Annotated in this window: 15 protein-coding genes and 1 tRNA gene; 1 reads left to right on the top strand and 15 read right to left on the bottom strand. The window is 74.9% G+C overall.

Going from position 1 to position 13,258, the window contains the following annotated elements; genetic code table 11:
* Positions 1 to 32: 32 nt before the first annotated feature.
* From ACI790_RS13485 to ACI790_RS13460, 6 genes are all read right to left on the bottom strand, one after another.
* Entirely contained in the window at positions 33 to 797 is a 765-nt protein-coding gene (locus ACI790_RS13485; protein ID WP_456570283.1) for a crotonase/enoyl-CoA hydratase family protein, read from the bottom strand.
* A gap of 18 nt (positions 798 to 815) precedes the next feature.
* Positions 816 to 1,997, bottom strand: a complete 1,182-nt coding sequence (locus tag ACI790_RS13480) for a CaiB/BaiF CoA transferase family protein (RefSeq protein ID WP_456570282.1) — start codon at positions 1,995 to 1,997, stop codon at positions 816 to 818.
* A gap of 62 nt (positions 1,998 to 2,059) precedes the next feature.
* On the bottom strand, positions 2,060 to 2,830 hold the full coding sequence (locus ACI790_RS13475) for an SDR family NAD(P)-dependent oxidoreductase (RefSeq protein WP_456570281.1): 771 nt from the start codon (positions 2,828 to 2,830) through the stop codon (positions 2,060 to 2,062).
* Positions 2,831 to 2,855: 25 nt separating this feature from the next.
* Positions 2,856 to 3,038: a hypothetical protein gene (locus ACI790_RS13470; protein ID WP_456570280.1), complete on the bottom strand. Its 183-nt coding sequence runs from the start codon at positions 3,036 to 3,038 to the stop codon at positions 2,856 to 2,858.
* Positions 3,031 to 3,816 (bottom strand): SDR family NAD(P)-dependent oxidoreductase, encoded by a 786-nt coding sequence (locus ACI790_RS13465; protein WP_456570279.1) that lies wholly within the window; start codon positions 3,814 to 3,816, stop codon positions 3,031 to 3,033. Before ACI790_RS13465 ends, ACI790_RS13470 begins: the two co-directional genes overlap by 8 nt.
* Before the next feature lie 238 nt (positions 3,817 to 4,054).
* Positions 4,055 to 5,287 carry an acetyl-CoA hydrolase/transferase family protein gene (locus tag ACI790_RS13460; protein WP_456570278.1) on the bottom strand — a complete coding sequence of 411 codons (1,233 nt, stop codon included), beginning with the start codon at positions 5,285 to 5,287 and terminating at the stop codon, positions 4,055 to 4,057.
* 103 nt (positions 5,288 to 5,390) lie between these two features.
* On the opposite strand from ACI790_RS13460, the gene ACI790_RS13455 reads away from it, so the two are divergent.
* A complete protein-coding gene (locus ACI790_RS13455; protein ID WP_456570277.1) occupies positions 5,391 to 5,990 on the top strand; it encodes a PaaI family thioesterase in 600 nt (199 codons plus the stop codon).
* A gap of 78 nt (positions 5,991 to 6,068) precedes the next feature.
* Here the strand turns inward: ACI790_RS13455 and ACI790_RS13450 are convergent.
* From ACI790_RS13450 to ACI790_RS13410, 9 genes are all read right to left on the bottom strand, one after another.
* Positions 6,069 to 6,142 (bottom strand) — tRNA-Pro (locus tag ACI790_RS13450).
* 86 nt (positions 6,143 to 6,228) lie between these two features.
* Positions 6,229 to 7,575, bottom strand: a complete 1,347-nt coding sequence (der, locus tag ACI790_RS13445; RefSeq protein ID WP_456570276.1) for a ribosome biogenesis GTPase Der — start codon at positions 7,573 to 7,575, stop codon at positions 6,229 to 6,231.
* Positions 7,572 to 8,261 (bottom strand): (d)CMP kinase, encoded by a 690-nt coding sequence (cmk, locus tag ACI790_RS13440; protein ID WP_456570275.1) that lies wholly within the window; start codon positions 8,259 to 8,261, stop codon positions 7,572 to 7,574. The genes der and cmk overlap by 4 nt, the downstream gene beginning before the upstream one ends.
* Positions 8,262 to 8,357: 96 nt before the next feature.
* Positions 8,358 to 8,720 (bottom strand): chorismate mutase, encoded by a 363-nt coding sequence (gene aroH, locus ACI790_RS13435; protein ID WP_456570274.1) that lies wholly within the window; start codon positions 8,718 to 8,720, stop codon positions 8,358 to 8,360.
* 261 nt (positions 8,721 to 8,981) lie between these two features.
* Positions 8,982 to 9,827 (bottom strand): pseudouridine synthase, encoded by an 846-nt coding sequence (locus tag ACI790_RS13430; RefSeq protein WP_456570273.1) that lies wholly within the window; start codon positions 9,825 to 9,827, stop codon positions 8,982 to 8,984.
* Between the two features lie 51 nt (positions 9,828 to 9,878).
* On the bottom strand, positions 9,879 to 10,697 hold the full coding sequence (gene scpB / locus ACI790_RS13425; RefSeq protein WP_456570272.1) for an SMC-Scp complex subunit ScpB: 819 nt from the start codon (positions 10,695 to 10,697) through the stop codon (positions 9,879 to 9,881).
* Positions 10,694 to 11,536, bottom strand: a complete 843-nt coding sequence (locus tag ACI790_RS13420; protein WP_456570271.1) for a segregation and condensation protein A — start codon at positions 11,534 to 11,536, stop codon at positions 10,694 to 10,696. Before ACI790_RS13420 ends, scpB begins: the two co-directional genes overlap by 4 nt.
* Positions 11,537 to 11,562: 26 nt before the next feature.
* Complete coding sequence (locus ACI790_RS13415; RefSeq protein WP_456570270.1) at positions 11,563 to 12,075, bottom strand: hypothetical protein; 513 nt, start codon at positions 12,073 to 12,075, stop codon at positions 11,563 to 11,565.
* Positions 12,076 to 12,148: 73 nt separating this feature from the next.
* The gene (locus tag ACI790_RS13410) at positions 12,149 to 13,054 is read right to left on the bottom strand and encodes a ParA family protein (protein WP_456570269.1); all 906 of its coding nucleotides are present in this window, start codon (positions 13,052 to 13,054) and stop codon (positions 12,149 to 12,151) included.
* Between the last annotated feature and the right edge of the window lie 204 nt (positions 13,055 to 13,258).

Raw genomic sequence — 13,258 nt, 5'->3', positions numbered from 1 at the left:
TCGGGCGCGCTGTCCGACGACGCGCTCCCGGCTCAGCGGCCCTTCCAGACCGGCTTGCGCTTCTCGGCGAAGGCGGTGGCGCCCTCGCGGGCGTCCTCGCTGGCGAAGACCGGGGCCATGAGCTCGGACTGCTTGCCCCAGCCCTCGTCGAGGGTCCAGTCGCTGCTCCCCCGTGCGATCGCCTTGGTCGCGGCGACCGCGAGCGGGCCGTTCTCGGCGATGACGGCGGCGAGCGCGAGCGCCCCCTCCAGCGCGCCCCCTTCCGGCGTCAGCCGGTTGACCAGGCCGATCTCCGCCGCCCGCGGCGCCGGCAGCGGGTCACCGGTGAGCAGCAGCTCCAGCGCGATCGCGAAGGGCACGCGGCGCGGCAGCAGCAGCGCCGCCCCGGCGCCGGCCACGAGCGACCGCTTGACCTCGGGGACGCCGAACCGCGCGGTCTCGGCGGCGACGACCAGGTCGCAGGCGAGCAGCAGCTCGAAGCCGCCGGCCAGCGCCCAGCCCTCGACCGCGCCGATGAGCGGCTTGCGCGGCGGGGTCTGGGTGATGCCGCACAGGCCGCGACCCTCGATCGCCGGGCTCTCGCCGCGCAGGAACCCCTTGAGGTCCATGCCGGCCGAGAAGGTGCCGCCGGCGCCGGTGAGCACGCCCACCCGCAGGTCGTCGTCGCCGTCGAGTTCGTCGACCGCCGCCGCGATCCCCTGGGCGACCGCCAGATTCAGCGCGTTCTTCGCCTCGGGCCGGTTGATCGTGATGAGCTGCACGCCGTCGCGCCGCTCGACCCGGACCTCGTCCGCCATGAAAGGACCTCTTCCTCGTCAGCCGGCCGGCTGGTCGCCGGCCGGGGGTGCCTGGAGGACCGCACCGGTCTCCAGCAGCGTGCTGAGCTCGTCGCCGGCGAAGCCCCAGGCGGAGAGCACGTCGACGGTGTCGGCGCCGGCCCGGCGGGGCCGGCCGCGCACGGCCCCGGGCGTGCGGGAGAACCGCGGCGCCGGCTGCGGCTGGGGGGTGCCGTCGTTGTCGAGGAACGTGCCCCGCGCCGCCATGTGGGGGTGGGTGGCCGCCTCCGTGAGGCCGAGCACCGGGGTGACGCACGCATCGGTGCCGGCGAAGACCTCGGCCCACTCGTCGCGCGTGCGCTCCGCGAACCGCTCGGCGATCAGCCGCTGGTGCTCCGGCCACGCCGCCTGGTCGTGCTGGGCGCCCGGCAGCTGCCCGGCGAGGCCCAGCCCCTCGAGGAACAGCGCGTAGAACTGCGGCTCGATCGCGCCGACGGCCATGTGCCCGCCGTCGGCGCACGCGTAGGTGCGGTAGAACGGCGCGCCGCCGTCGAGCATGTTCGACTCGCGCCGGTCGACCCAGCGGCCGGCCGCGAGGAAGCCGTACATCATGGTGATCAGCGAGCTGGCCCCGTCGACCATCGCCGCGTCGACCACCTGGCCGCGGCCGCTGGCGGTCCGCTCGTGCAGCGCGGCGAGGACGCCGACCAGCAGGAACATCGCCCCGCCGCCGAAGTCGGCGCCGATGTTGAGCGGCGGGACCGGCCGCTCGGCCGGGCCGATGGCGTGCAGGGCGCCGGTGAGGCCCAGGTAGTTGATGTCGTGCCCGGCAGTGTGCGCCCACGGCCCGTCCTGGCCCCAGCCGGTCATCCGGCCGTAGACCAGGCGGGGGTTGCGGGCCAGGCACTCGTCGGGGCCCAGACCCAGCCGCTCGGTGACGCCGGGGCGCAGGCCCTCGACGAGGACGTCGGCGGACTCGATCATCCGCAGGACGACCTCGCGCCCCTGCGGGTTCTTCAGGTCGACGGCGATGCTCGGCCGGCTGCGGTGCAGCAGCTCCTTGTCGGTGTCGGCGACCGAGGACGCCGCACCCGAGGGGCGGTCGACCTTGACGACCTCGGCACCGAGCTCGGCCAGCAGCATGCAGGCGTAGGGGGCTGGTCCCAGCCCGGCGAGCTCCACGACACGGAGGCCCGTCAACGGGCCGGTAGGCGGCTGCATGTCCCGCACGCTAGCAGGGAAAAGGATGCTCATTTACCCCCGGCGCGGTTTTGCCGGAACGGTCATCGCGGCGCCATGCGGATCGCGCCGTCCAGCCGGAGGGTGTGCCCGTTGACGTAGCCGTTCTCCAGCAGGCTGACCGCCATGTGGGCGTAGTCCTCCGGGTCGCCCAGCCGCCTCGGGTGCGGCACCGACGCCGCCAGCCCGTCGCGGATGTCGTCGCGCAGCCGCGCCAGCATGGGGGTGTCGAAGACCCCGGGGGCGATGGTGTTCACCCGGATCGCCCACGAGGCCAGGTCGCGCGCGGCCACCAGGGTGATGCCGTGGACGCCGGCCTTGGACGCCGAGTACGACGTCTGCCCGATCTGCCCGTCGAACGCGGCCACCGACGCGGTGAGCACGATCGCGCCGCGGTCGCCGTCCTCGATCTCGTTGCCGCTCATCCGCGCCGCGGCCAGCCGCAGCACGTTGTAGGTGCCGACCAGATTGACCTTGAGCACCTGCTCGAAGGTGTCGAGCGCACCGGGGATGCGTTCCTTGTCCAGGATCCGCACCCGGTCGCCCCCGCGGCCGGCGCAGTGCACGACCGCACGCAGCGGCCCGGCCTCCTCGGCGGCGTCGAGGGCGGCCTCCACGCCGGCCTCGTCGGTGATGTCGCCGGCGACGAAGCGCGCCGCCGTGCCCAGCCCGGCCGCGGCCTCCTCCCCCGGCGAGCTGGGCAGGTCCAGGAGCACGACGGACGCCGCCCCCTTGTCCAGCAGCTGCCGCGCGGTGGCCAGGCCGAGACCGGAGGCCCCGCCGGTGACCAGTGCCGAGATGCCGTCGATGCGCATGGATCTCCCTGGAGAGGGTCGCGGGTCAGAGGCCCAGCGACTTGCTGATGATGGTCCTCATGACCTCGCTCGTCCCGCCGTGGATGCGGGCCACCCGGGCGGGCAGCGCGCGCACCAGGTCGCCGGAGAGCGCGTTGCGGGCCTCCGGCCGGTCCAGGGTGAGCGTCCGGACGGCACCGTCGTCGTCGACGAGGAGCGGATCAGCCACGGGGCCGCCCCGTGGGGTTGCCGCTGGTGACCTCGATGCGCTGCCCGGTGACCATCGCCGCGTCGGGGGAGACGAGGAAGCTCACCACGCCCGCCACGTCCTCGGGCCGGGTCACCCGGCCGAACGGCGTGGCGTCGTCGAGGTCGGCGGCCCCGGGGACGCCGGTCACCGCCCGGGCCAGCCGGTCACCCATGTCGGTGACCGTCAGCCCGGGCGCCACGACGTTCACCCGCACCCCGTGCCTGCCCTCCTCCAGCGCGAGCGTGGCGCCGAGCGCCTCGAGCGCGGCCTTGGCCATCGTGTACGGCGCGCCACCCGGTGCCGGGTGGGTCGCCGCGATGCTGGAGATCAGCACGACGTCGCTGCACGGCTGCTGCCGCAGGTGCGGGAGGGCCAGCGCGGCCAGGTGGTGGGCGCCGACGGCGTGCACGCCGATCAGCCGGGCCGGCTCCTCCGGGTCGGTGTCGACGACGGTGCGCCCCCGGCTGGCGATGCCGGCGTTGCAGACCAGCACGTCGAGGCGGCCGTGGTCGGTGACCACGTGCTCGACCAGCTCGCGGTCCTCCGCGTAGGAGGCGACGTCGGCCCGGTAGGCGCGCGCCCGGCCCCCGCCCGACTCGATCGCCGCGACCACCTCGGCCGCCGCCTGCTCGTCCCGGCGGTAGTTCACGGCGACGTCGAAGCCGTCCGCGGCCAGCCGGCGTGCGATCGCCGCGCCGATGCCGCGCCCCCCGCCGGTCACGAGCGCGACCCGGCGCTGCCCGTCCGCTCCGCTCACCAGGTGCCTCCTCCTGCCGGGTCGGCCCGGCGCTGTGTGCTCAGGACTGTGGTCCGCGGACCGTAGCGAGTCCGGCACCTCCCCGTCAGCGAGCGCTGGGCCTCAGCGCGCCGTCCAGCCGGATCACCTCGCCGTGGAGGAAGTCGTGCTTGGCCATCCGCACCGCCGGCCGGGCAGTCGTCGGGCCGGCCGATCCGCCCGGGGTCGGGCACCATCGGGCCATGGGCGCCGGCGGCGGTCAGGCGGGCGCGCAGTCGGGGTCGCTGATCGCCAGCAGCGCCTCACGGCGGGCGGCGAGGGAGAGGCCGCGCAGGTCGGCGGCGCCGAACTCGGTGACGACGATCCCGACGTCCCCGCGGCCGGTCGTCACCGGTCCCTGCAGCCGCTCGACGATCCGGCTGCGGCCGCGGCTCGAGGCCGGCAGCGCGACGATCGGCAGGCCGCCGTCGGAGCGGGCGGCGCCCCGGCTGAAGTCGAGCATGCCGCCGATCGCCCCGACGTACCGGCCGCCCACGACCTCCGCGTTGACCTGGCCGGTGAGATCCACCTCCAGCGCGGTGTTGATCGACGTGAACCGCGGGATCGAGCCCAGTACCGCGACGTCGTGCACGTAGCCGGTCTCCCGCAGTGCCACCCGCGGGTTGCCGTCGAGCCACCTGAGCAGCCGGGCCCCGCCCATCACCACCCCGCCGACGCTGATCCCCCGGTCCCGCGGCTTGGTCCGGTTGGTGACCACGCCGCTCTCCACCAGGTCGACCATCCCGTCGGCGAACAGGCCGGAGTGGATTCCGAGGTCGTTGTGCTCGCCGAACGCCGCGAGCACCGCTGCGGGCAGGGCGCCGATGCCGACCTGCAGGACGGCGCCGTCGGGCACCACCGCCGCGATCTGCCGGGCCAGGGCCAGGTCGACGTCGGTGGGCTCGGGCGCGTCCAGGGTGACCGGCGCCCGGTCGGTGCGGACGACGGCGGCCAGCGTCGCAGGGTCCAGCACCCGGCTGCCCGGGATGCGCGGTGCCCACGGCCCCACCTCGGCGATGACCACGCGGGCGGTGTCGATGGCAGCGGACAGGTACTCGTCGGCCGGGCTCAGCGCGTAGCAGCCCTCGGGATCGGGGCCGCTCGCGGTGACCAGGACGACGTCGGCCGGGACGACCCGCCGGCGGAACAGCCCGGGCAGGGCCGAGTAGTGCACCGGCAGCGTCTCGACCAGGCCGGCCTCGACCCACGCCCGGTTGCGCCCGCTGCCCCCGTAGGAGCGCACCCGGACGTCCGGCGCGGCGACCGGGTCGAACGCGTCGGTGTACGCGGCGCCGATGAACGCCTGCAGCGGCCCCAGCGCCGGCGCCTGCCCGGTGAGCGCGCGCAGCAGCGCGACCGGCTCGGCGCAGGCCTGCCCCCAGACCAGCCCGTCGCCGGGCCGGACCCACCGGCTCAGGTCGAGATCCGCCACACCGTCGAGGAAGAGTGTCATCAATGATCACCCTATCGTCGCGCCGTCCGGGGCTGGCGCCGTCCGCACCGTGCTGCTCCGGGCACGGTCATCCGGGGGCAGCCGCTCGGCTAACGTCACCGGCATGGAGGCGGAACAGGCGCAGCCCAGGCTCGCCCCCGGAACGGTGCGGCGGTACCTGGCCCTGTCCGACGGGCTCCGCGACCTCCAGGACCGCGTGGCCGCGGCGGTACCGCCGCCGGAGGTCTCGGACGCGGCGGTGGCGCACCTGCGGGCGGCCGCCGAGCTGCTGCGGCCGTGGGCCGTCGACCCGCTGGCCCAGCTGGCCGGCCGGCTGGACCGTGCCCCCGGCCGCGGGCACACGCTGGTACCGGTCCCGGAGGTCGACGAGGTCGACGAGGTCCGCCTCCGGGCCCGGGTGGTCTTCGGCCGCTTCCACGTAGGCGTGGGCGCGGTCCACGGCGGCGCGCTGTCGATCGTCTTCGACGAGCTCCTCGGACGGCTGGCGTCCGGGGGCACCCGGCAGCTGCCGCGCACCGCGTACCTGAACGTGGCGTACCGGAGCCTCACACCGGCCGGGGCGGAGCTGGCGGTCGAGGGCTCGCTGATCCGGGCGGAGGGCCGCAAGCGCTTCGTCACCGGCGTCCTCCGCGACGGCGACCGCGTCTGCGCCGAGGCCGAGGCCCTGTTCGTGCTGACGCCGATCGGTCAGGCCTCGCGGTAGACGGTCTCCACGAACTGACCCCGGCATGCGGCAGGGGCCGCCCCGGATCTCTCCGGAACGGCCCCTGTACCTGCTCTGTCGGGCTGACAGGATTTGAACCTGCGACCCCTTGACCCCCAGTCAAGTGCGCTACCAAGCTGCGCTACAGCCCGCGCGCCGTCCGTGCGCCGGGTTCCCCCGGCGGTGCGACGACCGCTCCGGAAGATTACCGCACGGTCGTCGCCCGCCTCGACGGTGGTCAGCCGCGCTTGCCGTCCTTCTCCCGGCCCTCGCGCACCTTCACCGAGATCTCGACCGGGGTGCCCTGGAAGCCCCACTGCTCGCGCAGCTTGCGCTGCAGGAACCGGCGGTAGCCGGCCTCCAGGAACCCGGTGGAGAAGACGACGAACCGCGGCGGCCGCACATCGGCCTGCGTCACGTACTTGATCTTCGGAGCACGCCCACCACGCGCCGGCGGCGGCGTCTCCTGCACCAGCGCGCGGACGAACGTGTTCAGCTCCGCCGTCGGCACGCGGGTCTCCCACGACGCGATCGCGGCGCGGAGGTGGTCGGCCAGCTTGCCCACGCCGCGGCCGGTGGACGCGGAGATGTTGACCCGCGTCGCCCACTTCACGTGCGCGAGGTCGCGATCGATCTCCCGCTCGAGCTGGGCGTGCCGGTCCTCGTCGAGGGTGTCCCACTTGTTGAAGGCCAGGACCAGCGCGCGGCCGGCCTCGACGACCTGGGTGATGACCCGCTGGTCCTGCTCGCTGATCACCTCGTCGGCGGCCAGCAGGACGACGCAGACCTCGGCGGCCTGGATGGCGGCCTCGGTGCGCAGGCTGGCGTAGTACTCCATCCCGCTGGCGGTGTTCACCTTGCGCCGCAGCCCGGCGGTGTCGACGAACCGCCAGTCCTCGCCGCCGAGGGAGACGATCGAGTCGACCGGGTCGACGGTGGTGCCGGCGACGGAATCGACGACCGAGCGCTCCTCCTTGGCCAGCCGGTTGATCAGGCTGGACTTGCCGACGTTCGGCCGGCCGACCAGCGCCACGCGGCGGGGCCCGCCCTCCTCCTCCTGCTCGCGCGGCGCCTCGGGCATCGCGTCGAGGATGAGGTCGAGCAGGTCGCCGCTGGAGCGGCCGTGCAGCGCGCTGACCGCCTGCGGCTCCCCGACGCCCAGCGACCACAGCTCGGCGGCGTTGGCCTCGCTGCGCTCGTCGTCGACCTTGTTGGCCACCAGGATCACCGGCCGGTCGCTGCGGCGGAGCACGCGGGCGGCGGCGAGATCGGTCTCGGTGGCGCCCACCTGGCTGTCGACGACGAAGACGATGACGTCGGCGGTCTTCATCGCGTAGTCGGCCTGCCGGGTGATGGCGGCCCCGAGCCCGGCGGCCTTGGGGTCCCACCCACCGGTGTCGACCACGGTGAACCGCTTGCCGTTCCACAGCGCCTCGTAGGCGATGCGGTCCCGGGTGACGCCGGGGGTGTCCTGCACGACGGCCGCGCGGCGGCCGAGGATGCGGTTGACCAGCGTCGACTTGCCGACGTTGGGCCGGCCGACGATGGCGACGACGGGCAGCGGCCCGGTGCTCTCCTCGGTCATGCCCGCTCCCCCGCCGGCACCGCGGCGTCGACCAGGGCGACGACCCGCTCGACGACGCCCTGCTGGTCCAGCTCGGTGCTGTCGACGACGACGGCGTCGTCGGCCGGCCGCAGCGGGCTGTCGGCGCGGCTGCTGTCGAACTCGTCCCGGCGGCGCAGGTCCTCGGCGAGCGCGGCGATCTCGGCCGGCTCGGCGATGCCCAGCTGGGCGGCCCGGCGCCGGGCGCGGGCCTCCGGGGCCGCGGTCAGGTAGATCTTCACCGTCGCCCCGGGCAGGACGACGGTGCCGATGTCCCGCCCCTCCACGACCACCGCGGGAGCCGAGGCGACCAGCGTGCGCTGCTGGTCGACCAGCTGGCGGCGGACGGCCGGCACCGCCGACACCGCGGACACCCAGCGGGTGACCTCGGCGCCCCGGATGCGGGCCGCGACGTCGGCGCCGTCGACCCGGACGGTCTCGGTGGCGGCGTCGGTGCCGACCTCGATGCGGGCCGCGGCCACCGTGCGGGCCACGGCGTCGACGTCCGCGGGGTCGACCCCGGCGTCGAGCACCGCGACGGTGGCCGCCCGGTACATGGCGCCGGTGTCGAGGTAGTCGGCGCCCAGGCGGGCGGCGACGCCGCGCGCCACGCTGGACTTGCCGGTGCCCGACGGTCCGTCCAGGGTCACCTGGCCTCGGAATGTCATCTGCTCACTCACTGCTCTCCGTGCCCGGGTTCCCGGGCACTCTCATCGCACTGCCGGCGCAGGGCGGCCCCGGCGGGACCTCGCTGCGGTGCTCGCTCACTGGGCGATGTCGCGGCGGAGCGCGGCCGCGCCCCGCAGGTAGACGTGGTGGATCTCGGCGCGCGGGGTGTCGACCTCGGCGTGCGCCATGAGCCGCAGGACGCGCGGGAGCGCGTGCGGCACGGCGATCTCGGTGGCGCACATCAGCGGCACGTCCCCGAGGCCCAGCTCGCGTGCGGCGAGCGCCGGGAACTCCGACACCAGGTCGGGCGTGGCCGTGAAGAGGATGCTGATCAGGTCATCGGCGCGCAGCTGGTTGCGCTCCATGACCGTGGCGACCAGCTCGCGGGTCGCCACGAGCACCTGGTCCCGGTCGTCGGCATCGACCTGGGTGGCTCCCCGGATGGCTCGGACGGCCATGCGCTCTCCTCCTCGGCTCAGGCTCCGGTGCCGCGGCGGTCGGTCCGCCGACCGCCCGCTGCGCGCGGGCGGAGGGCACGACCGGGCGGCTCCGTCGGCACACCGGTGCCCGGGCGCCTCGGTCGAGTCTAAGGAGCCCCCGCCACCACGCCTCCGCTCGCTGCCCCGCGGCACCGTGCGGGGCCTCCGGACCCGTCGCCGAGGCGCTCGCCGCACCTCCGCTCCCGGCCTGGATGCGCGCCCGGTGGATCCGGTCCCCCCTCAGAGCCCGACGAGCTCCTCGAGGGCGCCGATCTCCTGCCGGCTGAGCTTGCGGATGGAGCCCGAACGCATGGCCCGCAGCTCGATCGGGCCGACCGCGGTGCGGGTCAGCCGGGAGACCGGCAGGTTCACCGCGGCCAGCAACCGGCGCACGATGTGCTTGCGGCCCTCGTGCAGGACGACCTCGACCACCGACTGGCCGGCGTGGGTGTCGACCACCCGGAACGAGTCGACCTTCACCGGCCCGTCCTCCAGGTCGATGCCCGACCGCAGCCGCTTGGCCAGGTCACGGGGCACCGACCCCGACACCTGGGCCAGGTAGGTCTTGCGGACCCCGTAGCTCGGGTGCGCCAGGCGGTGGGCCAGCTCGCCGTCGCTGGTGACCAGCAGCAGCCCCTCGGTGTCCTGGTCCAGCCGGCCGACGTGGACCAGGCCCTTGGCCAGGTCACCCACCATGTCGCCGACGGTCGGGCGGTTCCGGTCGTCGCTCATCGCGGTGAGCACGCCCGGCGGCTTGTTCAGCGCGTAGGTGACCCGGTCGTCCCGGATCTCCAACCGCACGCCGTCGACGGCGATCTTGTCGTGGTGTGGGTCGACCCGCATGCCCTGGACGCGCACCTGCGCGCCGTTCACCGCGATCCGGCCGGCGTCGATCATGTCCTCGACCACGCGGCGCGACGCGACACCGGCCCGGGCCAGCACCTTCTGCAGCCGCTCCCCCTGCCGGTCGTCGGAGGGGTCGGCGGCGGGCCGGTCACCCGGGTGCGCCGGGGCCAGCTCCATGTCCTCGGACCAGCCGTCGCTGGCTGCGGTGGTGCTCTCGTCGTTCCGGTTCGCGTCGCTCATCGCCGTCCAGTCTCCCACCTGCCGGGACCGCGCCCCGCCGCGCCGCCGCGGTCAGGCGTCGGGGTGCTCGTCGAGCACGGTGGCGGTCTCCGGCAGCAGCGGAGCCAGCGCGGGCAGCTGGTCGAGGCCGGTGAGCCCCAGCCGCTCGAGGAACAGCGGCGTCGTCGCGTACAGCCCGCCACCGCTGTCGGGATCGCTGCCCACCTCGTGCACCAGCCCGCGCGCGATCAGGGTGCGCATGACGCCGTCAACCCCGACGCCGCGGATGGCCGACACCCGGGCGCGGGTGACCGGCTGCCGGTAGGCGATGACCGCGAGGGTCTCCAGGGCCGCCTGGGTGAGCCGGCTGCGCTGGCCGTCCACCAGGTGCCGCTCGACGACGGCGGCGTGCTCCGCGCGGGTGTAGAGCCGCCACCCCTCCCCCACCCGGCGCAGCGTGATGCCGGCCGACCGCTGGTCGTAGCCGGCCGCCAGCTCGGCCAGCCCCGCGCGCACCTGGTCGGGCGGGCAGCGCAGCGCGGCGGCCAGCGTGCCCTCGTCCACCGGGTCGTCCATGACGAACAGCAGCGCCTCCAGGCCGCCGAGCAGCTCGGCCGGGTCGAGCAGCTCCAGCGGCTCGGGTTCCGGCGCGGGCACCGGCTCCGGTTCCCGGGCCGGCGCCGGCTCGTCCTCGGCCGGGACGGCGGGCACCGGCTGCTCCTCCACCGGGCGCTCCGCGACCCGCGCGGCGAGCTCGGCGGCGACGGCGTCCCAGGCGGCGGGGTCGTCGTCGCCGCGCCGGGTGGCCTCCTCCCGGGTGGCGGCCAGCTCGGCGGCGAGCGCGTCCCAGGAGATGGGGGCGCGGTCGTGGTCGGGGCGCTCGTCGGTCACCCGTACTCCTCGTCGGCATCGGTGGCCGGCGCACCGGCCGGGTCGGGGACGGCGTCGCCGGTCCACCGCACGTGCAGCTCGCCCAGCGGGGTCAGCTGCTCGAACACCACGCGCTGCTGCCGGTACAGCTCCAGGAGCGCCAGGAACCGGGCCACCACCTCGAGGGTGTGGCCGCAGTCGGCGGTCAGGCCGCGGAAGCTGGCCGTGCCCGCGCGGACCAGCTGGTTGCGCACCAGCAGCAGCTGCTCGGCGACGCTCACCGGCGGCGCGTGCAGGTGGGAGACGCTCACCGTCTCGGGCACCTTGGGCGCCAGCGCCTTCGCGGCCAGGGCGGCGAACTGCTCGGGTGTGAGGTCCAGCGAGACCTCCGGCACCAGCTCGGCGAACCGCGGCTCGAGCCCCGCCGCCCGGGGGAACCGCCGGGCCGCCTCGGTCTCGCGGTCCCGCAGGAACGCGGCGGCCTGCTTGTAGGCCTTGTACTGCAGCAGCCGGGCGAAGAGCAGGTCGCGGGCCTCGAGCAGCTCCAGGTCCTCCTCGTCGTCGACCTCCGCGGCCGGCAGCAGCCGGGCGGCCTTGAGGTCGAGCAGCGTGGAGGCGACCACCAGGAACTCGCTGGCCTGGTCGAGGTCGAGCTCGTCGCCGAGCGCCCGCAGGTGCGCGATGAACTCGTCGGTGACCGTCGACAGCGCGATCTCGGTGACGTCGAGCTTGTGCTTGCCGATCAGCTGCAGCAGCAGGTCGAACGGGCCCTCGAAGTTCGTGAGCCTGACGGTGAAACGAGCCGGAGCGGCCCCGCCGGCCTGATCGGCCGGCGGAGCCGCTCCGGTCTCCTCGTCCACGGTCGCCGAGGGTAGGCGGCCGCCGCTCACTTCCCCCGGAGGCGGCGGACCAGGACGGCGTCCTCGCCGCGCTCGGTGAGGTCGGCCAGCAGCACCGAGATCGCCTCGCGGACGATCCGGCCGCGGTCGGCGGCCACGCCGTGGTGGGCGCGCAGCGTCAGCCGGGCGGACTCCAGGGCCAGCAGCTCGTCGGCGGAGATGTAGACGGTGATCTTCTCGTCGTGCTTGGTCCGCTCCGCGCGGCCCCGGGCCGGCCGCCCACGCGTGGCGACCCTCGGCTGCAGGACCGGCGCCGGCGCCGGCTCCGGAGCCGCGCCGCGGAAGGCGGCGAGGTCGTCGGACGGCTGCGCGCCCCCCGGGACGAGGGTCAGCGAGGCGGCCGCCTCGGCGGCGGACTCGCCGCTGCGACGGGCGCTGCGCAGCGCCGGGGAGCTCGCCGGCGTCGGCAGGCTGGGCAGCTCGGTCACCTCGGCGGCCGATGCGGTGTCGGTGCGGCGGAACAGCTCCGAGGCACCGGGGAGGACGGGCCGGCGCGTCATGCCGACACCGCCTCGGCGCTCGTCGGCAGCATGACGTGCGTCGCTGCGCCCGTGAGCGATCTCGCACGCTCGATCACAGTGCCAGCACCTCCTTGGCGAGGTCGCGGTACGCCGCGGCGCCCGTCGACGTGGGGGCCCACGTGGTGATCGGCTGCCCGGCGACCGTGGTCTCCGGGAACCGCACGGTGCGCTGGATGACGGTCTGGAAGACGGTGTCGCCGAACGCCTCGACGACCCGGCTGAACACCTCCCGGCAGTGCACGGTCCGGGAGTCGTACATGGTGGCGAGGATGCCGTTGATCTCCAGCGACGGGTTGAGCCGCTCCTTGACCTTGTCGATCGTGTCGACGAGCAGGGCCACCCCGCGCAGGGAGAAGAACTCGCACTCCAGCGGGATGACCACGCCCTGGGCGGCGGTGAGCGCGTTGACCGTTAGCAGGCCCAGGGAGGGCTGGCAGTCGATGAGGACGTAGTCGTACTCGTCGACGACGTCGGCGAGCACGCGCAGCAGGGTCTGCTCGCGGGCGACCTCGCTGACCAGCTGAACCTCCGCGGCGGAGAGGTCGATGTTGCTGGGCACCAGGTCCAGGCCCGGGATGTCGGTGGCCACCCGGACGTCGCGGAGCGTGGTCCGCCGCTCCATGAGGGCGTTGTAGATGGTCCGGTCCATGGCCTGCGCCGGCACCCCCAGCCCCACCGAGAGCGCGCCCTGCGGGTCGAGGTCGATGAGCAGCACCTTGCGGCCGAACTCGACCAGCGCGGCACCGAGGTTGATGGTCGACGTCGTCTTGCCGACGCCACCCTTCTGGTTGCACATCGCGATGACGCGGGCGGGGCCGTGCTGGGTCAGCGGCTTGGGGTCGGGCAGGGGGCGCTGACGCGCCCGTGCCGGGTCCAGTCGCAGCGCGGCCGCCCCCATCTCGGGGTCGGTGTCGTGCGGGCGCGCGACGGCCGAGGCCGCGTCCGCTCGGATCGCCATGGGTCTGTCGCCTCCAGCTCGTGCCCGGTCCGGACGTTCCGGGTGCGCGGTCAGCCGTCCTGTCCGCTCGGGTGGAACAGACGCTAAGGAGGTGGGCAGAGGTTCCCAAGGCGGCACGCCGTCGACGTGTCGACATGGCGACGAATGCCAACCAGTGTGACTGCTCAAGCCGAAACGGGAACAGGTTCTGCCGAACTGTGGGCA

It is taken from the genome of Blastococcus sp. SYSU DS0539, assembly GCF_054050855.1.
Note: the sequence above shows the minus strand (reverse complement) of the source record. Positions and strands in the feature narration are given on the sequence as shown.